Origin of the sequence: Actinoallomurus purpureus (genome assembly GCF_024055795.1) — a bacterium.
Classification (GTDB): Bacteria; Actinomycetota; Actinomycetes; order Streptosporangiales; family Streptosporangiaceae; genus Actinoallomurus; species Actinoallomurus purpureus.
The window spans coordinates 51145-69620 of record NZ_JAMXMY010000020.1 but is presented as its reverse complement, the minus strand read 5'-3'; the positions used below and the strand labels follow the sequence as shown (position 1 = coordinate 69620).

Below are 18476 nucleotides of genomic sequence, written 5' to 3'. Positions count from 1 at the left end.
CGAGGAGCAGACATGTCGACGCGTACCGTGGCCATCGCCTCCCGCACCGGCCTGCACGCGAGGCCGGCGGCGCTGTTCGTCAAGGCCGCCGCCGACCAGGACGTGCCCGTGCGCATCCGCGTCGGGGACGGCCCGGCCGTACCGGCCGCCAGCATGCTCGCCGTGCTGTCCCTCGGCGCCGGGCACGGCACCGAGGTCACCCTCGAGGCCGACGGGCCGGGTGCCGACGCGGCCCTCGACTCGCTCGCGGCCCTGCTCGCCCGCGACCTGGACGCCGAGGAAGCGGCCGATGCCTGACCTCGACGCCCCGCCGCGAGTCCTGCACGGGATCGGAGTCGGGCCCGGCCTGGCCGCAGGCCCGGTGGCGCGGATGGCGTCCCCGCCGGCGCTGCCGGATCCGCGCCCGGTTCTTCCCGACCAACCTGCCCCGACCGACCTCCCGGTCAGCGACCCGGACCGCGAACTCGCCGACGCCGTACGGGCCCTGGAGGCCACCGAGGCCGACCTGCGGGCCCGCGCCGACGCGGCCACCGGCGAGGCCCGCGACATCCTGTCCGCGCAGGCGATGATCGCCGCGGATCCGACCCTGCGGGAGGGGGTGGCCGAGCGCGTACGGAGCGGGGACGACGCCCCGCACGCGCTGCGGTCCACCTTCGACCGGCACCGGGAGATCCTCGCCGCGCTCGGCGGGTACCTCGGCGAACGCGCGGCCGACCTCGACGACATCGCGCACCGGGCGATCGCCGCCGCGCTCGGCCGGCCGATGCCGGGCCTGCCGGCGCCCGGGCACCCATTCGTCCTGATCGCCGACGACCTCGCGCCCGCCGACACGGTCGGCCTCGACCCGGAGACCGTGCTCGCCCTGGTCACCGAGCGCGGTGGGCCGACCAGCCACACCGCGATCCTCGCCCGGGCGCTGGGCCTGCCCGCCGTCGTGGGCTGCGCCGGGATCCTGGACGTCCCGGACGGCACGCTGGTGACGGTGGACGGCACCTCCGGGCGGGTCGGCGCGGGTGTCGGCGAGGAGGAGGCGGCCGACGTACGCGCACGGGCGGCCGACGAGCGGAGCAGGCTCGCCGCCGGACGCGGCCCCGGGCGTACGGCGGACGGGCATCCTGTCGACCTCATGGTCAACATCGGGTCCGCCGCCGACCTCCGGGGAGCCGACCTCGACGGGGTCACCGGGGTGGGCCTGTTCCGCACCGAGTTCCTCTTCCTCGACCGCAGGGACGCGCCCGGCCTGGACGAACAGGTCACCGCGTACGCCGAGGTGTTCTCCCACTTCCCGGAGGGCACCGTCGTCGTGCGGACGCTGGACGCCGGCGCCGACAAGCCGCTGCCGTTCCTCGGCCTCCCGGAGGAGCCGAACCCGGCGCTCGGCGTGCGCGGCCTGCGGGTGGCGCGTGACCGGCCCGGCATCCTCGACACCCAGCTGGCGGCGATCGCGCGGGCCGCCGAACGGACGACCGCCGACGTGTGGGTCATGGCCCCCATGGTGTCGACGCCACCGGAGGCGGCGGACTTCGTCGCGCGGGCCCGCGCGTTCGGCCTGCGCACGGCGGGCGTGATGGTCGAGGTGCCGGCCGCCGCGCTGCGGGCCGAGCGCCTCGTCGAGGTCGCCGACTTCCTCAGCGTCGGGACCAACGACCTCAGCCAGTACACCCTGGCCGCCGACCGGCAGTCGGGAGCCTTGGCCGACCTGCTCGACCCATGGCAGCCGGCCCTGCTGCAACTCATCGCGACCTGCGCGGACGCGGGCCGGCGCAGTGGCAGATCCGTCGGGGTGTGCGGCGAGGCGGCCGCGGATCCCGCCCTCGCGCCGGTGCTGGTCGGCCTGGGTGTCACGAAGCTGTCGATGAGCCCGCGCAGCGTGCCCGCCGTACGCGCCCGTCTCGCCGCGTACGAGCGCGCCGAGTGCGAGGAACTGGCCCGGCGTGCGCTCGACGCCGCCGACGCCGCCGCGGCCAGGGCCGCCGTGCTCACCGCGGGGCCCTGACTCCGGCACCGAAAGAATGCCCTCCGTCGTCACGGGGGGCATTCTTTTTGTGTCCGGCGGTCATTGCATTAGGGCGGCTTAAATTCGCGATCCGGAAATGCGTCTTCTCAAATATCGTTATGCGGCATTTAAGTAGCAGATAAAGTAGCGTCGTCGTTTTCTGGCTATAAATGAGGTGTCAGCAAAACTCGTCGAGGAGGAATTCGATGAACCGAGCACGTGCAGGTCTGGTCGCACTCGCGGGAGCCGCGATGGTCGGGACCGGAGTGCTTCTTCCGGCCGGGCCGGCGACCGCGAGGGTGGTCACGGTTACGGGCGATCTGCTCGATACCTGCCCCGACTCCGGTGTGACCGTCCCCTACAAGGCCGACCGATGCAAGTTCGTCCCGGAGAGCCAGGAGTCGTTCCAGTCGGACTTCCACGTCCCGCAGAACGACGAATACGCCTGGAACTGCACGACCGCCGCGCAGGACCACCAGTACCAGGTCACCGACACCGTCGAGGAGTCGAACAGCTTCGGGATCAGCGGAGGCCCCAAGTTCAAACTGGGGGAGGCCATCGAGATCGGGGTGGAGGCCAGCTACGGCCACGTCTGGAACAAGGGCAACTGGACCTGGAACGGCGACACCCACCACGTCCAGCCCGGCAACGTCGGCTGGCTCGAGCTCTCCACGGAGATGCTGAAGGTCAACGGTCACTGGCAGATCAACTACGGGGACCGGGTGAAGACCTCGGATGACGGCGACGCGCACTACGAGTGGTACGTCGGGGGCTCGGTGACCGACGACAAGGACGCCGGCACGCACAACGTGACGTTCAAGGAACGCCCCATGACCGACGACGAGAAGAACCGGGTCTGCGGCGACAACGGCCAGGGCCCGGGCCAGGGTTCGCCGGGCCTGCGCAGGGAGGTCGTGAACATGGTGGTCACGCAGGACGCGGCGGGCAACGTGCGCAAGTGACCGCGGGAGCCGGGCGGCCGGACGACGGCCGCCCGGCTCCTTCGCACGCTCGGGAATGGAGATGAGAAATGAGCATCCGCATGGCCGGGAAGCCGCGGTTGGTGGCGGTCTTCGTCATCGCCGCCGCGAACGTCGCCACGCTCACCACCGCCGTCGTCGCTTTGCCGGCGACCGCCGCGCACGGGAACAGGACCGGTGGCTCCGAGCGGCAGGTCGAATACCGGAAGAGTGCCATCGTCGACGAGATCTCGCAGGTCATCGCCGATTATTCGCCTGGCACAAAGAAGATCCGGCGAGAAGGCCGGTAGTACAGTTTCGCCATGGCCAAGATATTGGTGGTGGAAGACGACGCCGACGTCCGGACCGCTCTTGTACACGACCTGACCGAACGCCGTCACTCCGTCCGCAGCGTGGGGGCGGCCTGGGAGGCGCTGCGGGATATCTCCGACCGGCCGCCCGATGCCGTTCTGCTGGATCTGGGGCTGCCCGATCTCGACGGTTTCGAATTGCTCAAGATGCTGCGGGCGGTATCCGAGGTTCCGGTCATCGTGGTGACGGCTCGTGACGACGACCAGGAAGTCGTCCGACTGCTGAATGCCGGGGCGGACGATTATGTGGTCAAGCCGTTCACGATCGATCAGCTCGAGGCACGGCTCGGCGCCGTTCTCCGGCGTGCGCGGGGTGGCGGCGGCTCCACGGTCATCGAGGTCGGCGGTCTGCGCATCGACGTCGTCCGGCGCGAGGTGAAACTGGATTCGCGGCCCATCGACTTGACGCGGCGAGAGTTCGACCTGCTGGCCTTTCTCGCCTCGCGGGCCGGCGAGGTCGTATCCCGCGCCGACCTACGGACCGAGGTGTGGCAGCAGCCGTACGGCGACGACCAGACCATCGACGTTCACCTTTCCTGGCTGCGTCGCAAGCTCGGCGAGACCGCCGCGGCCCCGCGCTACCTCCACACGGTGCGCGGGGTCGGGTTCAAACTCGTGGATCCGACGTGAGGCGTTCCCTCGCGCTCGTCGCGCTGGCGGTGACCTCGATGGTCGCGCTGGCCTTCCTGATCCCGTCCGCCCTGGTCGTACGGGACGCGGCCGCGGACCGTGCGGTCATCCGCGCCCAGCGCCGGATCGGCGCGGTCCTCCCGGTCGTGGCGGCCTCCGGCGACCCGGCGGCGGTGGCCCGGGCGATCGCGGGCGCGTCCGCCGGTGGCCGGGACCGCATCGGCGTGACGATGCCCGGGGGAGCACGGGTCGGACAGCGGTCGGCGGTCTCCCCGGCGCTCATCGCGCGGGTCCGCGACCGAGGACAGGCCCTGCAGACGAGCGTCGCCGGCGGGCCGGCGGTCCTGCAGCCCGTCCCTGTCGGGAACGCGGGCATGGCCGTCGTGGAGGTCGACGTGGGCGTCGGCCGGCTGCCGCCGGGCGTCGTACCGGCCTGGAGCGTGATGACCCTGGTCGCCGTGTTCCTGGTGGCGTGTTCGATCCTCGCCGCCGATCGGCTGGGGCGGAGAGTCGTCGGCTCCGCGCGGCGGCTGGCGCGCGCGGCGGCCCGGCTCGGCTCCGGTGACGTGACCGTCCGCATCCGGCCGGAAGGGCCTCCGGAACTCGAGGAGGCCGCGTACGCCTTCAATGCCATGGCGGATCAGATCGCGCAGCGGCTCACGGCCGAACGCCAGTTCGCGGCCGATCTGTCGCACCGACTGCGCACGCCGCTGACCGCGCTACGACTCAACATCGACCGTCTCGGCCAGGGACCGGAGATGCGGAAGGCCCGCCTGGCGATGACCCGCATGGAGCAGGAGATCGACATCGTCATCAAGACCGCGCAGCGTCCCGGCGGGGAGCACGCGACGACCACGTGCGATGCGACCGAGGTGGTGCGGGACCGTGTCGCGTTCTGGTCGGTGCTGGCCGAGGACCAAGGGCGCGACTGGCGGCTGGACGGGTTCGATCACCCGGTGCCGGTTCCGGTCGGCCAGGGTGAGCTCGCGGCGGCCCTGGACGCCGTGCTGGGGAACCTGTTCCACCATACGCCCGAGGGCACGGAGTTCGCGGTGACGATGCGGACCGGCCCCGACCGGGTCGGCGTCCTGGTCTCCGACGCGGGGCCGGGGATCGCCGATCCGCAGTTCGCGCTCCAGCGGGGCAGGTCCGGAGGCGGCTCCACGGGGCTGGGCCTGGACATCGTGCGCCGGTTGGCGGAGTCCACCGGCGGCGAGCTGCGCATCGGCCGATCGGCCTTGGGCGGCGCGCAGGTCGGCATCTGGCTGCGGACGACGGGGGCGCAGCGGAAACGACGCAGGCGCGGAAGGGGACCCCGGTTGCGGCCGGGCCGGCCGACCGATCACACGCTCCCGTGAGCCCGCTCCATCCCGGTCGTGAGCCCGGTCGATCCCCTTGAGTCCCATCAGTTCCACGCCGTCTTGAGCACGGCCACCTCGTCGGCGACCGCGCAGCCGGGCGGCACCGCCAGGAAGGCGATGTTGCCGTTGACGTCCGGGCTTCGCCCCTGGATCGTGTCCTGACAGGTCGCGTCCGCCCGGACCGCCGTGATCTTGAAGAAGCGGCCGATGTCGCGGGTGCCGTCGCCGATCTGCTGGATCGGGGAACTCCACTGCCCGTCCCGGCTCTGCACCGGGCCGTTGTCGGTGAGGTAGAACCGCCCGTCCGGGGCGTAGACGAAGATGCGCAGGACGTCGCCCCGGAGGTCGCCGACGCGTCCGTGGACCAGCACTCCGGCCCGGCCGTTGACCTTGGCCTGATCCGGGGGAGCGGTGATCGTGACGGTCGGGGCGGCCGTCGTCGTGGGTAAGGCAGCGGGCCGGGACCGGGTCGGCGTGGGGCGGGGACGGATCGACGCCTGCGGTGGTCTCGGACTGGGCGTGCGACTCGCGGCGGCGGGCGTGGTGCTCGCCGTTGGCGGCGACGGCTGGGCCACCACCGGCAGGGCTTGGTGGGTCTCGCCCCCCGTTGCGTAGATCTCCTGGATGCCGCAGTAGGAGGTCACCATGGCGCCGGAGGTGACGAGCAGCCAGACCGCGGCGTACTTCCGTTTTCCGCCGAGTGGCCTGCTGCGACGTCTGTGGCCGGGCCGGGGAGAACGCGTCATGTTCGGCCTCCGCTTCCGCGTAGGCGCCACCGGTCGATGCCCGTTTGGTTGTCTTCCGGTTGCTTCTACTTTTGTTTATCGCGTTTTGTGTTGGTTGTCAACGGCGTCGTCAGTCGCCGCAAGGTAACCGGTAATACGCGTCCCAAGCCCGCAGGGGTTCAGCGTGTGGTCCGCGTCACACGCGTACGACCTCAGGGCCTTCCGCGGCGAGGTCCGCGGCCAGCCCGGCGTCCAGGCCCGTGTCCGTGATCAGGACGCTGACCTCGGACAGCGCGGCGAATCGCGCGAGGTAGTCGTTCCCGACCTTGGTGTGGTCGACGAGGACCACGGTGCGCCGCGCGGCCTCCATCATCGACTCCTTCATCGCGGCCTCGGCCGGGTCGGGTGTCGTCAGCCCCGCCTCCACGGAGCATCCGTTGGTCCCCATGAACGCCACGTCGACGCGCAGCCGGTCGAGCGGCCGCATCGCCCAGTCGTCGACCGTCGCGAGCGTGCGCCCGCGGACCCGGCCGCCCAGCATGATCACATTCAGGTTGGACCGTGTGGCGAGGACGGTCGCCAGGGGCGGCGAGTTGACGATTACGGTCAGCTCCCGGTCGCTCGGCAGTACCTGGACCAGGCGTCCGGTCGTCGAGCCCGCGTCGATGATGATCGATCCGTCGGCCGGCAGTTCGGCGAGAGCAGCCTTGGCGATGCGCTCCTTCTCGGCCGTCATCACCGCGTCGCGCGCCGCGAGTGCGGGCTCGAAGCCGAGCCGCTCGACGGGTATGGCTCCGCCGTGCACGCGGCGCAGCGCGCCCGCCCGCTCCAGGACCGTCAGATCCCGGCGGATGGTCTCCATCGTGACGCCGAAGTCCTCCGCAAGCGTCATGACGTCGACCCGGCCGGCCTCGCGGGTGCGGCGGAGAATCTCCTGCTGGCGTTCCTCGGCGTACATGCTGTCGGTGGTACCGCCATCAACGTGCCCCGTCAAGCGAAGGGGTCGCCACCGCCGCTGCGGGACGTCCGGGCCGGCGCGGCACGCTCCGGCTTCACGTGGCCCAGGCGGCCTTAGGGAGCGCTTAAGGCGCCCATAAGGGTCCAAGGAGGGGGCGGCCGATATAACGGATCGGCCCCCCTCCCCGTCGGCTGTCCAGGCGGAATGCACTTTGTTGACACCTTGTTTTAAGGCGGTTAGTGTCCGAGATAACTGACAGGAAGCTTTCCTGTCAGACGCCTTCGGGGGAGGCTGCCACACTCCGCTCCGGACCGAAGGGAAGCACCGTGCTCCATCGCGTCGACCCCGCGCGCTCGCACCGGTCCCTCGCCCCATCCCTCTGCGCTCTTCTCGTCCTCGTCGCCGCCCTCGTAAGCGGCCCGGCTCCCGCCAGAGCCGCGGGCGAGCCCGTCAACATCTGGCTGACCACCACCGACGACTCCGGCGGCCGCCACGTCACCCGCGGCCTGCAGCAGCAGACGCCGATCTCCTTCGGAAGCACCGGTGGCAGCGCGAACCAGACCATCACCGTGGACGAGAACACGGCGTACCAGCGGTTCACCGGCGCCGGCGCCTCGTTCACCGACACCGCCGCCTGGCTCATGAACGGCAGCGGCGCGCTCAGCTCCGCCACCCGTACCCAGGTCATGCAGAAGCTCTTCGACCCCTCCGCCGGCATCGGGCTGAGCTTCCTGCGGAACCCGATGGGCGCCTCCGACCTCGCGCGCTACAGCTACTCCTACGACGACATGGCCGCAGGGCAGACCGACGCCGGACTCGCGCACTTCTCCATCGCCCATGACCTCGCCGACATCGTGCCCCTCACGAAACAGGCCCGGCAGCTCAACCCGGCCCTCACGGTCATGGGCACGCCGTGGAGCGGCCCGGCCTGGATGAAGGACAACGGCGACTTCAACAACCCGGGCTGGCTGCAGTCCCAGTACTACGCGGCCTACGCCCAGTACTTCGTGAAGTACCTCCAGGCGTACGAGGCCCAGGGCGTGCACGTGGACCTCGTCTCCGCGCAGAACGAGCCGACCTGCTGCAACGGCTACCCGTCGATGAGCTGGAACGGCTCGGGCCTGAACTACTTCACCAAGACGAACCTGCTGCCCGCGCTGCACGCGGCGGGTCTGTCCACCAAGGTGCTCGCCCTCGACTGGAACTGGGACGCCTACGGCGGCTACGGCGCCCCCGTCGTCGACGACTCCACCATCCGGAACGACTCCCTCTTCGGCGGGATCGCCTGGCACGGCTACGGCGGGAACGTCGGCGAACAGACCACGGTGCACAACCAGTACCCCTCCGTGGACGCCTACGACACCGAGCACTCCGGCGGCACGTGGGTCGGCGACCAGCAGAAGGAGGACATGCACAACATCGTCGACTACACCCGCAACTGGGGGAAGAGCGTCGTCAAGTGGTCCCTCGCCGTCGACCAGAACATGGGCCCGCACAACGGCGGCTGCGGCACCTGCACCGGGCTGGTCACCGTGCACAACGGCGACGCCCGCAGCGGGCAGGTCGACTACACGATCGAGTACTACGACCTCGGCCACCTCACCAAGTTCGTCCGGCCCGGCGCGTACCGGATCGCGTCCACCGCGAACAGCGCCGTGCCCAACGTCGCCTGGCGCAACCCCGACGGCTCGAAGTCGCTGATCGCCTACAACGACAGCGGCGCCGCCCAGTCCGTCAAGGTGAACTGGAGTGGCCAGTCCTTCGTCTACACGCTGCCCGCCCGGACCACCGCGACATTCACCTGGAACGGCACCCAGAGCGGCGGCGGCAGCGCCACCGGCCAGATCACCGGCATCGGCGGCAAGTGCGTCGATGTCGCCGGCGCGAGCAGCGCCAACGGCGCCGCCGTCCAGCTGTACGACTGCAACGGCACCGCGGCGCAGCAGTGGACGGTCGGCACGGACGGCACGATCCAGGCCCTCGGGAAGTGCATGGACCTCATCTCGGCCGGCACCGCCAACGGCACCCAGGTCCAGCTCTACGACTGCAACGGGACCGGCGCCCAGCAGTGGACCCGCGGAACCGGGTCGTCCCTCGTCAACCCCGCCTCGGGCCGGTGCCTGGACGCCACCGGCGTCAGCTCCGCCAACGGCACCCGGCTGCAGATCTGGGACTGCGGTGGCGGCACCAACCAGCAGTGGACGCTCCCCGGTTCCTGAGCCCCACCTGAACCTCTCCGCACGGGCTCCCGGGCGACCGCCCGGGGCCCCTGGTCGCGGGCGACCGCCCGTGACCCCTCCGTCGGCGTAAGCCGAAGACCCCATCAGGAGGATCCCGCATGTCCCGTCCCCGCCTGAAGGCGCTGATCGCGGCCGCGATACCCGTCGCCGGCCTGCTGTTCGGCGCGAGCCCGGCATACGCCGCCTCGGCGAACCCCGGCCCCGGCTTCCCCGCCCACTACGCCGCCCCGTACGTCGAGACCTGGGGGTCGACGTCGGCGATGGCGAACGCCCAGTCGGCCACCGGGCTGAAGTACTACACGCTCGCCTTCGTCATCGGCGGAGGCGGCTGCAACGCGACGTTCAACGGCGACACGGCCATCGACAACAGCGGCTGGCTGACCGCCATCAACAACCTGCGCGCCTCCGGCGGTGACGTCATCGCCTCCTTCGGCGGCGCCTCCGGCACCGAACTCGGCCAGGCGTGCGGCTCGGTGTCCACGCTGCAGGCGCAGTACAAGAAGGCCATCGACACGCTCAACCTGACGCGGATCGACCTCGACATCGAGGGCGCGGCGCTGGACGACACGGCCGCGAACGACCGCCGCAACCAGGCCCTCGCCGCACTCCAGCAGCAGTACGCGGCCGCGGGCAAGCACCTGGACGTCGACTACACCCTGCCGGTCGACCCCAGCGGCCTGCTGTCCGACTCGCTGAGCCTGCTGAACAACGCCAAGAGCCGCGGCGTCACCGTCAACGCCGTCAACATCATGACGATGGACTACGGCCCGTCCATGGACATGGGGCAGGCCGCCATCAACGCGGCCACCGCGCTGCACAGCCAGCTCGGTCAGATCTGGACGTCGAAGACCTCTGCCCAGCTGTGGGCGATGGAGGGCAACACCCCGATGATCGGGGTGAACGACTCCACGAACGAGGTCTTCACGACCGCCAACGCCTCCTCCCTGGAGAGCTTCGCCGCGAGTAACGGCATCCAGGAACTCGCCTACTGGGCGCTGGGCCGGGACAAGGCCTGCGCGAGCAACGGCACCCTGTCCGACACCTGCAGCGGAACCTCCCAGAGCGCCTACCAGTTCGCCCGCACCTTCAACGCCATCACCGGAACCGGCGGCGGCACGCCCCCGCCCACCGGTCCCACCGGCCAGATCACCGGTTACGGCGGCAAGTGCGTGGACGTTGCGGGTGCGAGCAGCGCGAACGGTACCGCCGTCCAGCTGTACGACTGCAACGGCACGGCGGCGCAGCAGTGGACGGTGGGGTCGGACCAGACGCTGCAGGCGCTCGGTAAGTGCTTGGACGTGACCGCGGCCGGTACGGCCAACGGCACGCAGGCGCAGTTGTACGACTGCAACGGCACGGCCGCGCAGAAGTGGCAGGCGGGTTCGAACGGATCGCTCGTCAACCCCAACTCCGGGCGCTGCCTGGACGCCACCGGCCCGAGCTCGGCCAACGGCACGCGGCTGCAGATCTGGGACTGCGCCGGCAGCGCCAACCAGAAGTGGACCCTCCCGAGCTGACCCGGCGCTCCATTCCACCTCTTCCACCACGAAAGGGAAAGCGATGTCCTCGTCATCCCGCCGACTCAGGCCGGGCCGGCTGCTGCTGGCAGCCCTGCTGGTCACCGGGCTGGGCGGTACCGCCGCCGTGGCCGCGGGCGGCAGTCACTCCACGATCGTCCCGGCCGCGGCGGCCGCCGCCACCGCCACCTTCACGGACGACTTCAACGGCGCCGCCGGATCGGCCGTCGACTCGAGCAAATGGCGCCCGGAGACCGGCGACAACGTCAACAACCACGAGCGGGAGTACTACACCAGCGGCACGCACAACGCCGCTCTCGACGGCCAGGGCAACCTGGTCATCACAGCCCGCAAGGACAATCCGGGCGGCTACAACTGCTGGTACGGAACCTGCCAGTACACCTCCGCCCGGCTGTCGACCGCGTCCACCTTCACCCAGGCGTACGGCCACTTCGAGACTCGGATGAAGATCCCGAAGGGCCAGGGCATGTGGCCGGCCTTCTGGATGCTCGGCAACGACATCGGCAGCGTCGGCTGGCCGACCAGCGGCGAGATCGACATCATGGAGAACGTCGGGTTCGAGCCGAGCGCCGTGCACGGCACGATCCACGGGCCGGGCTACTCCGGCTCGAACGGCATCGGCGCGGGGTACACCCTGCCGGGCGGCGCGCACTTCTACGACGCCTTCCACACCTTCGCGGTGGACTGGGCGCCGAACTCGATCAAGTGGTCCGTCGACGGCAACGTCTACGAGACCCGCACTCCGGCCGACCTCAACGGCAACCGCTGGGTGTTCGACCACCCCTTCTACATCATCGTCAACCTCGCCGTGGGCGGCTACTGGCCGGGCGACCCCGACGGCAGCACCACCTTCCCGCAGCAACTGGTCGTCGACTACGTGCACGTCACGACGAGCTCCACCGGCGGCGGGACCACCGGCCAGATCACCGGGTACGGCGGCAAGTGCGTGGACGTTGCGGGTGCGAGCAGCGCGAACGGCACGGCGGTGCAGTTGTACGACTGCAACGGGAGCTCGGCGCAGCAGTGGACGGTGGGGTCGGACCAGACGTTGCAGGCGCTCGGTAAGTGCATGGACGTGACCGCGGCCGGTACGGCCAACGGCACTCAGGTGCAGTTGTACGACTGCAACGGCACGAGCGCGCAGAAGTGGCAGGCGGGTTCGAACGGATCGCTCGTCAACCCCAACTCCGGGCGCTGCCTGGACGCCACCGGCCCGAGCTCGGCCAACGGCACGCGGCTGCAGATCTGGGACTGCGCCGGCAGCGCCAACCAGAAGTGGACCCTCCCGAGCTGAGGCGGCCAGGAGCGATGCTCCTGAGCTGAGGCTCTCGAGCTGAGATCCGCCTCTCTTCACGCGGGGAGGACGGCACCGGGCGTGCCGTCCTCCCCGCACGGGTATGAGGAATGGGATTTCGGGGGGACCACTCACTTGACTTCCTCCCCCTCCTGGGGGAGGGGGATTCCCATCGGCCTTGCGGCCGATCCGGTTTACGCCGGGCGCCTCGCGGCGCGGGGTTTCTGTTTCAGCGCCGGCTGCGGAAGGGAGGACCCTTGCCGTCTTACACCAGCTCCACAGACATCGCCGGGGTTGTCCCCGGCTACGGCTCGACCAGCCGCAAGGATGTTCTTGGCCGCGTTGATGTCCCGGTCGTGCCGGGTGCGGCAGGTGGGGCACGTCCAGTGCCGGGTGGAAAGGCTCAGCTTGGCGAGCAGGTGCCCGCAAGCCGAGCAGGTCTTGGAGGACGGGTACCAGCGGTCGATGACCACAAGGGTGCGCCCGGCGCGTTCGGCCTTGTACTCCAGCTGCCTGCGGAACTCCCCCCATCCCGCATCGCTGATCACACGGGCCAGCCTGCGGTTCTTGACCATGTTGGTGACCGCGAGGTCTTCGATGACGATGGTGTCGGCTCTGCGGACGAGGTCGGTGCTGGTGCGGTGCAGGAAGTCGTTCCGGGCGTTGCGGACCTTGCGGTGAGCGCGGGCGACCTTGGCCTTGGCCTTACGCCGGTTCATGCTCCCACGCTGGCAGCGGGCCATGCGCCGCTGATAGCGGGCCAGGTTGCGGGCCTTGCGCTCCAGATGCCGGCGGTTGGCGATGCGCTCCCCGTCCGAGGTCACCGCGAAATCCTTGATGCCCAGGTCGACGCCGATGGCGTGCCCGGCCTCGTCCATGGGCTCGGGGGCGTCGGTGTCGACGGCGAACGTCACGTACCAGCGGCCGTCCGCCTCGCGCGAGATGACGACCATGGTGGGGTTGAGCGTGGACACCTCGACGTCCTCAAAAGACCACACGAACCTCAGCGGCGCGGTGGTCTTCGCCATGTACAGCTCGCCGTTGTTCATGCGGAACGCCGAGCGGGTGTAATGCGCGGACTGACGCGAATTGCGATTCTTAAAACGCGGGTACTTCGCGCGACCGGCGAAGAAGTTCGCGAACGCCGCGTGCTGATGCCGCAGCGTCTGCTGCAACGGAACCGACGACACCTCCGACAGAAACGCCAGATCCTCGGTCTTCTTCCACGCGGTCAAAGCGGCGTCGGTCTGCTTGTAGGAGGTCTTCTGGCCCCGCTGGTGATACGCCGCGTGGCGTTCGGTGAGGGTCTTGTTCCACACCAGACGCACACACCCGAACGTGCGGCTGAACACCGCCGCCTGTTCGGGGTCCGGGTAAGCCCGGCACTTGTACGCTGTCCGCATGCCCGCGACCTTACAGATGACGTACGTTCGCGTAAAGTGGTTCGTCGGATTCCGGTGGACTCTGTTCTTGGACCGCCCCGGCTACGCGGGACCGCTCCCGGCGGAAGGCCTGAAGGCCGGGGCATCCGTCGGAGAACTAGGTGAAGGCGGCACGCGCTTATCCGATCACCGCGCACACGACGGATGTGCGGATCGAGCAGGTCGAGATACCGGCCCCCGGACCGGGCGAGGTTCTCGTGCAGATCACCGCGGCGGGCGTGACACGGCTGGACCACTCCGTGGCGGCGGGAGGCCCCTCCACGATGGGCCTGCTGCCGCTCACGCTGGGCAGTGAGGGCGCCGGTCTCGTCGTCGCCGACCCCGGGGGGCGCTGGCCGGCCGGGACGCGTGTGATGTTCTTCGCCGGAGCCGGCGGCGTCACCGCCGACGGGACGATGGCCGAGTTCGCCGTGGTGCCGGTCCGGAACCTCGCCGTGATCCCGGTCAACGTGTCCGACGAGGTGGCGGCGGCGGTTCCGATCGCGTACCTCACGGCCCTCCTCGCCCTGCGTACGGGCGTCTTCGAGCCCGGGACGTGCGTCTTCGCACCGGGCATCGGCGGCAGCGTCGGCAACGCGACCGTCCAGCTGGCGCGGGCCCTCGGGGCGGCCGCCGTCGCGGGCGGCGTGGGGACCACGGCCAAGGCGGCGGCCATTCGCGCGGCGCCGTGGGCATGGGGCGTCCAGGTCGTCGACCTGGAGCAGGACCGGCTGCGGGACGGGCTCGGCGACGGGTTCGCCGCCGGAATCGACCTTGCCGTCGACGGCGTCGGCGGAGCGGTGACCGCGCAGATCGCGACCGCCATGGCCCCGGGCGGGCACCTGATCCTCGTCGGGTGCCCGGGCGGCCGCAGCACCCGGCTGCCGCTCGGCGAGGTCATCGGACGCCGCGCCACCCTGCACGGCTTCTCGCTGCACGCCGTGCCGTCCGCCCGGATGCGAGCCGCGTGGGCCGAGATCGTCGAGCTGCTGGCGACCGCGCGGATCAGCCCGGTCATCGACTCGATCTACCCGCTGGAGGCGGTCGCGGAGGCGCTCCGCCACCTCGTCGAGGACCGTCCCGTCGGAAAGGTAGTCATCACCGGCCTGTCCACGACCCGGTGACCGGTGACGCGTCCGAGGGCGGCGTACATCGCCTGATCGTCCAGAGTCTTCGTCGTCACAGGTACGAATCGTCTGGATGATAACGAGGCGTCGGGCCGCCACCCGTGCGGGCCGACGCGTGAATGCTCGCCTGCCGGGGAGGTCCCTCGCGTCGGGGACCGAGGCGGCTCAGAGGGCGGCGATGGCGGCGAGGCGGGCCTTGACCTCTTTGGCGGAGGGGTTGGTCACGGCCGTGCCGTCGGGGAACACGACGGTAGGTACGGTCTGGTTGCCGCCGTTGACTCTCATGACGAACTCGGCGGCCGCCGGGTCCCTCTCGATGTCCACCTCGAGCATGTGGATGCCGTCGCGGGCCAGCTGGGTCTTGAGCCGACGGCAGAAGCCACACCAACTGGTGGTGTACATCGTCAGCTCACCCGTCACGGGCGCGGTCATGGCTCTCCTTCGTCGTGGGGGACACGGCGGTCAGCAAGTGCCAACACGCGATCACCGAACCACATTCCCGGGCGCGCCCGGGGCGGCCACGGCCGGCCACCGGGCCTGGGAGGATGGAAAAGAGTGAAAGGAGGGGCGATGGATGCCGAGCAGATCCTCGCCGGGCTCGACCCGGACCAGCGTGCGGTCGCCGAGGCGACCCGGGGGCCGGTGTGCGTGCTGGCCGGCGCGGGCACCGGCAAGACCCGCGCCATCACCCACCGGATCGCGTACGCCGTGCTCACCGGTGTCATGGCCCCGCAGCGGGTGCTGGCCGTGACGTTCACCGCGCGCGCCGCCGGTGAGCTGCGCGGGCGGCTGCGGCAGCTCGGGGCTCCCGGCGTGCAGGCCCGCACGTTCCACTCGGCGGCGCTCAAGCAGCTCTCCTACTTCTGGCCGAAGGTGATCGGCGGGGCGCCGCCCACGCTCATCGAGTCGAAGTTCGGTCTGGTCGCGGAGGCGGCGCGGACCTTGCGCCTGTCCCTCGGCCGTACGGAGCTGCGCGACGCCGCGGCCGAGATCGAGTGGGCCAAGGTCACCCAGACCCGCCCGGAGGACTATCCGGCCTCGGCGGCCAAGGCCGGGCGCACTCCACCGGCCGAGGCGTCCGACCTCGCCCGGCTCTACGAGGCGTACGAGGCGCTCCGCCGCGAGCGCAACCTCCTCGACTTCGAGGGCATGCTGGAGCTGACCGCCGCGATGCTGACCGAGCATCAGGAGGTCGCGAACCAGGTACGCGACCAGTACCGCTACTTCGTCGTCGACGAGTTCCAGGACGTCAACCCGCTGCAGAAGCTCCTGCTGGACGTCTGGCTGGGCGAGCGCGACGAGATCTGCGTCGTCGGCGACCCGAACCAGACCATCTACTCCTTCACCGGCGCCAGCCCCGCGTACCTCATGCGGTTCACGGTCGAGCACCCCGAGGCGAAGGTCGTCAAGCTGGTCCGCGACTACCGGTCGACCCCGCAGGTGGTCCACCTCGCCAACGGCGTGCTGGCGCAGGCGAGGGGAGACGCGCGCAAGCACCGCCTCGAACTGGTCGCGCAGCGGCCCGACGGCCCCGAGCCGACCTTCCACGAGTACGACGACGAGGTCGCGGAGGCGGAGGCCGTCGCCAAGAAGGCGCGGGCGCTCATCGAGGAGGGCGTGCCCGCCCGCGAGATCGCGGTGCTGTTCCGCATCAACGCCCAGTCGGAGCCGTACGAGCAGGCGTTCGCCGACGCGGGCCTGCCGTACGTCGTGAAGGGCGCCGAGCGGTTCTTCGAGCGCGCGGAGGTGCGCCAGGCGGTGGTGCTCCTGCGCGGCGCCGCCCGTTCCGCGGACGACGGCGAGCCCCTCGTACGAGCGGTGCGGGACGTCCTGGCCTCCGCCGGGCTCGCCGACCGGGCGCCGGAGGGGCGCGGCGCGGCCCGGGAACGCTGGGAGTCCCTCGCCGCCCTGGCTCAGCTCGCCGAGGACGTCGCCGCCGACCGGCCGGGGGCGGGACTGCGCGAGTTCGTCGCCGAGTTGGAGGAGCGCGCGAACGCCCAGCACGCCCCCGCGCTGGAGGGGGTCACGCTGGCCACGCTGCACACCGCGAAGGGCCTGGAGTGGGACGCGGTGTTCCTCGCCGGCCTGGTCGACGGCACGCTGCCGATCATCTACGCCGAGAAGAGTCCGGAGCAGATCGAGGAGGAGCGCCGGCTGCTGTACGTCGGCGTGACGCGGGCGCGCGAACACCTCGCCGTGTCCTGGGCGCTGGCCCGGTCCCCGGGCGGCCGCAAGGGCCGACGCCGGTCGCGGTTCCTCGACGGCCTCGCCCCCCAGAGCTCGGGGCCGCCTCGCGTCGACCGGTCGAAGCGCCGGCCGGGGGCCAAGGGCCCGCAGCCGTGCCGGGTCTGCGGGCGGCCGCTGACCGCCGCGATCGAGCGCAAGCTGGGCCGCTGTGAGGGCTGCCCGTCCGACTTCGATGAGGGCCTGCTGGCGCGCATGAAGGAGTGGCGCGTGGCGGCGTCCAAGGAGCAGAAGGTCCCCGCCTACGTCGTCTTCACCGACGCCACCCTGCAGGCCATCGCCGAGCGCGCCCCCGCGACCGAGGCGGAGCTGGCCGCGATCCCCGGTGTCGGGACCGTCAAGCTGGAGCGATACGGTTCGGCGGTGCTCGCACTGTGCAGAGGCGAGGCACTGGAAGTCGAGGAGTAAGGAAGCGATGAACGCCGCGCTGAAGGAGCTGCTCGATCTGCTGGACCTCGAGCAGATCGAGGTCAACATCTTCCGCGGGCGCAGTCCCGAGGAGCGCCAGCAACGGGTCTTCGGCGGCCAGGTGGCAGGCCAGGCGCTGGTCGCCGCCGGCCGTACGGTGCCGGAGGACCGCCAGGTGCACTCGCTGCACGCGTACTTCATCCGCCCCGGCGACCCCAGCGTGCCGATCGTCTACACCGTCGACCGGGTGCGTGACGGCCGGTCGTTCACCACCCGCCGGGTCTCCGCCGTCCAGCACGGCAAGATCATCTTCACGCTGTCGGCGTCGTTCCAGATCGCCGAGGACGGCCCGTCGCACCAGGCGCCGATGCCCGAGGTGCCGGACCCCGAGTCCCTGCCGACGTTCCAGGAGCGGATGGAGCGGCTGTTCGGCAAGCTGGACAACGAGTTCATGCGCAAGCGGCCGATCGACCTGCGGCACGTGACGCCGCTGACCTGGGAGGCCGCCCGCGACCCGGAGCTGGTCGGTCCCGAGTCGCTGGTCTGGCTGCGGGTGGACGGCGAGCTGCCCGACGACCCGCTGCTGCACGTCTGCCTGATGACGTACGCCTCGGACATGACCCTCCTGGACACCGTCCTGCTCAACCACGGCCTCGCCTGGGGCGACCGCAAGACCATGGGCGCCAGCCTCGACCATGCCATGTGGTTCCACCGGCCGTTCCGCGCCGACCGGTGGCTGCTGTACGCCCAGGACACCCCGAACGCCTCCGGCGCCCGCGGCCTCGCCCGCGGCCAGGTCTTCACCCAGGAAGGCGAACTCGTCGTCTCCGTCGTCCAGGAAGGCCTCGTCCGCGTCACCGACTCCTGAGTGTCGGATGACTTGGCGGGGCTCGGTTCAGAGAAGAAGTGGCACCACGTCTCGCAGGTCGGCGACTTCGACGCACTCGCCGCCTTGACCCCCGCTGTGGCTGCTCAATTCGGTGCCGTAGCAAGCATCGTCAGTCGTGTATCGACCGTGTTGATCCATCCTCGCTGTGGGTTGCTATAAAACCTGAATGTCGCTAGCGGGCGAGGGTCTTTGTTCTGTGCTTTCTCCTCAGGCGGGAAAATTCTCGCGTGGCGGGACAGTGCAGAACGAGGGCAGCCGTCCCGGACGGAGAAGAGTCCCATAAACCACCCCGATTACATGGTGGCTGCTTTTTCG

At 70.6% G+C, this 18476-nt stretch carries 16 protein-coding genes; 12 read left to right on the top strand and 4 right to left on the bottom strand.

Going from position 1 to position 18476, the window contains the following annotated elements; all coding sequences use genetic code 11:
• Positions 1-12: 12 nt before the first annotated feature.
• The 6 genes from NE236_RS31215 (at position 13) to NE236_RS31190 (ending at position 5314) form a co-directional block, all read left to right on the top strand.
• A complete protein-coding gene (locus tag NE236_RS31215; protein WP_252845789.1) occupies positions 13-297 on the top strand; it encodes an HPr family phosphocarrier protein in 285 nt (94 codons plus the stop codon).
• Positions 290-1996, top strand: coding sequence for a phosphoenolpyruvate--protein phosphotransferase (gene ptsP, locus NE236_RS31210; protein ID WP_252845788.1), 1707 nt, complete (start codon positions 290-292; stop codon positions 1994-1996). The genes NE236_RS31215 and ptsP overlap by 8 nt, the downstream gene beginning before the upstream one ends.
• Before the next feature lie 206 nt (positions 1997-2202).
• Complete coding sequence (locus NE236_RS31205; RefSeq protein ID WP_252845787.1) at positions 2203-2958, top strand: hypothetical protein; 756 nt, start codon at positions 2203-2205, stop codon at positions 2956-2958.
• Between the two features lie 68 nt (positions 2959-3026).
• Positions 3027-3266, top strand: a complete 240-nt coding sequence (locus NE236_RS31200) for a hypothetical protein (RefSeq protein ID WP_252845786.1) — start codon at positions 3027-3029, stop codon at positions 3264-3266.
• 12 nt (positions 3267-3278) lie between these two features.
• Positions 3279-3956, top strand: coding sequence for a response regulator transcription factor (locus NE236_RS31195; RefSeq protein ID WP_252845785.1), 678 nt, complete (start codon positions 3279-3281; stop codon positions 3954-3956).
• Entirely contained in the window at positions 3953-5314 is a 1362-nt protein-coding gene (locus tag NE236_RS31190) for a sensor histidine kinase (RefSeq protein ID WP_252845784.1), read from the top strand. The genes NE236_RS31195 and NE236_RS31190 overlap by 4 nt, the downstream gene beginning before the upstream one ends.
• A 47-nt stretch (positions 5315-5361) precedes the next feature.
• Here NE236_RS31190 and NE236_RS31185 read toward each other — a convergent pair whose 3' ends face one another.
• The gene (locus NE236_RS31185; RefSeq protein WP_252845783.1) at positions 5362-6063 is read right to left on the bottom strand and encodes a hypothetical protein; all 702 of its coding nucleotides are present in this window, start codon (positions 6061-6063) and stop codon (positions 5362-5364) included.
• Between the two features lie 175 nt (positions 6064-6238).
• Complete coding sequence (locus NE236_RS31180) at positions 6239-7000, bottom strand: DeoR/GlpR family DNA-binding transcription regulator (RefSeq protein ID WP_252845782.1); 762 nt, start codon at positions 6998-7000, stop codon at positions 6239-6241.
• Positions 7001-7326: 326 nt separating this feature from the next.
• Between NE236_RS31180 and NE236_RS31175 the strand changes: the two genes are divergently transcribed.
• From NE236_RS31175 to NE236_RS31165, 3 genes are all read left to right on the top strand, one after another.
• Positions 7327-9219 carry a ricin-type beta-trefoil lectin domain protein gene (locus tag NE236_RS31175; RefSeq protein WP_252845781.1) on the top strand — a complete coding sequence of 631 codons (1893 nt, stop codon included), beginning with the start codon at positions 7327-7329 and terminating at the stop codon, positions 9217-9219.
• Between the two features lie 119 nt (positions 9220-9338).
• A complete protein-coding gene (locus NE236_RS31170) occupies positions 9339-10757 on the top strand; it encodes an RICIN domain-containing protein (RefSeq protein WP_252845780.1) in 1419 nt (472 codons plus the stop codon).
• 43 nt (positions 10758-10800) lie between these two features.
• On the top strand, positions 10801-12072 hold the full coding sequence (locus NE236_RS31165; RefSeq protein WP_252845779.1) for an RICIN domain-containing protein: 1272 nt from the start codon (positions 10801-10803) through the stop codon (positions 12070-12072).
• Between the two features lie 194 nt (positions 12073-12266).
• Here NE236_RS31165 and NE236_RS31160 read toward each other — a convergent pair whose 3' ends face one another.
• A complete protein-coding gene (locus tag NE236_RS31160; protein WP_252845778.1) occupies positions 12267-13475 on the bottom strand; it encodes an RNA-guided endonuclease InsQ/TnpB family protein in 1209 nt (402 codons plus the stop codon).
• Between the two features lie 140 nt (positions 13476-13615).
• On the opposite strand from NE236_RS31160, the gene NE236_RS31155 reads away from it, so the two are divergent.
• Complete coding sequence (locus NE236_RS31155) at positions 13616-14617, top strand: quinone oxidoreductase family protein (protein ID WP_252845777.1); 1002 nt, start codon at positions 13616-13618, stop codon at positions 14615-14617.
• A 168-nt stretch (positions 14618-14785) separates the two neighbouring features.
• Here the strand turns inward: NE236_RS31155 and NE236_RS31150 are convergent, their stop codons facing one another.
• A complete protein-coding gene (locus tag NE236_RS31150) occupies positions 14786-15052 on the bottom strand; it encodes a mycoredoxin (protein ID WP_252845776.1) in 267 nt (88 codons plus the stop codon).
• A gap of 138 nt (positions 15053-15190) precedes the next feature.
• Between NE236_RS31150 and NE236_RS31145 the strand changes: the two genes are divergently transcribed.
• Positions 15191-17272, top strand: a complete 2082-nt coding sequence (locus NE236_RS31145; protein ID WP_252845775.1) for an ATP-dependent DNA helicase UvrD2 — start codon at positions 15191-15193, stop codon at positions 17270-17272.
• Between the two features lie 7 nt (positions 17273-17279).
• Positions 17280-18140: an acyl-CoA thioesterase II gene (gene tesB / locus NE236_RS31140; protein WP_252845774.1), complete on the top strand. Its 861-nt coding sequence runs from the start codon at positions 17280-17282 to the stop codon at positions 18138-18140.
• The last annotated feature ends 336 nt before the right edge of the window (positions 18141-18476 follow it).

Excerpts from the sequence above, each read along its gene's own strand:
- NE236_RS31215 (WP_252845789.1), top strand. The coding sequence starts at position 13 with ATGTCGACGCGTACCGTGGCCATCGCCTCCCGCACCGGCCTGCACGCG.
- NE236_RS31160 (WP_252845778.1), bottom strand. The coding sequence starts at position 13,475 with ATGCGGACAGCGTACAAGTGCCGGGCTTACCCGGACCCCGAACAGGCG.
- tesB (WP_252845774.1), top strand. The coding sequence starts at position 17,280 with ATGAACGCCGCGCTGAAGGAGCTGCTCGATCTGCTGGACCTCGAGCAG.
- ptsP (WP_252845788.1), top strand. The coding sequence starts at position 290 with ATGCCTGACCTCGACGCCCCGCCGCGAGTCCTGCACGGGATCGGAGTC.
- NE236_RS31170 (WP_252845780.1), top strand. The coding sequence starts at position 9,339 with ATGTCCCGTCCCCGCCTGAAGGCGCTGATCGCGGCCGCGATACCCGTC.
- NE236_RS31205 (WP_252845787.1), top strand. The coding sequence starts at position 2,203 with ATGAACCGAGCACGTGCAGGTCTGGTCGCACTCGCGGGAGCCGCGATG.
- NE236_RS31165 (WP_252845779.1), top strand. The coding sequence starts at position 10,801 with ATGTCCTCGTCATCCCGCCGACTCAGGCCGGGCCGGCTGCTGCTGGCA.
- NE236_RS31200 (WP_252845786.1), top strand. The coding sequence starts at position 3,027 with ATGAGCATCCGCATGGCCGGGAAGCCGCGGTTGGTGGCGGTCTTCGTC.
- NE236_RS31185 (WP_252845783.1), bottom strand. The coding sequence starts at position 6,063 with ATGACGCGTTCTCCCCGGCCCGGCCACAGACGTCGCAGCAGGCCACTC.
- NE236_RS31180 (WP_252845782.1), bottom strand. The coding sequence starts at position 7,000 with ATGTACGCCGAGGAACGCCAGCAGGAGATTCTCCGCCGCACCCGCGAG.
- NE236_RS31150 (WP_252845776.1), bottom strand. The coding sequence starts at position 15,052 with ATGACCGCGCCCGTGACGGGTGAGCTGACGATGTACACCACCAGTTGG.
- NE236_RS31195 (WP_252845785.1), top strand. The coding sequence starts at position 3,279 with ATGGCCAAGATATTGGTGGTGGAAGACGACGCCGACGTCCGGACCGCT.
- NE236_RS31145 (WP_252845775.1), top strand. The coding sequence starts at position 15,191 with ATGGATGCCGAGCAGATCCTCGCCGGGCTCGACCCGGACCAGCGTGCG.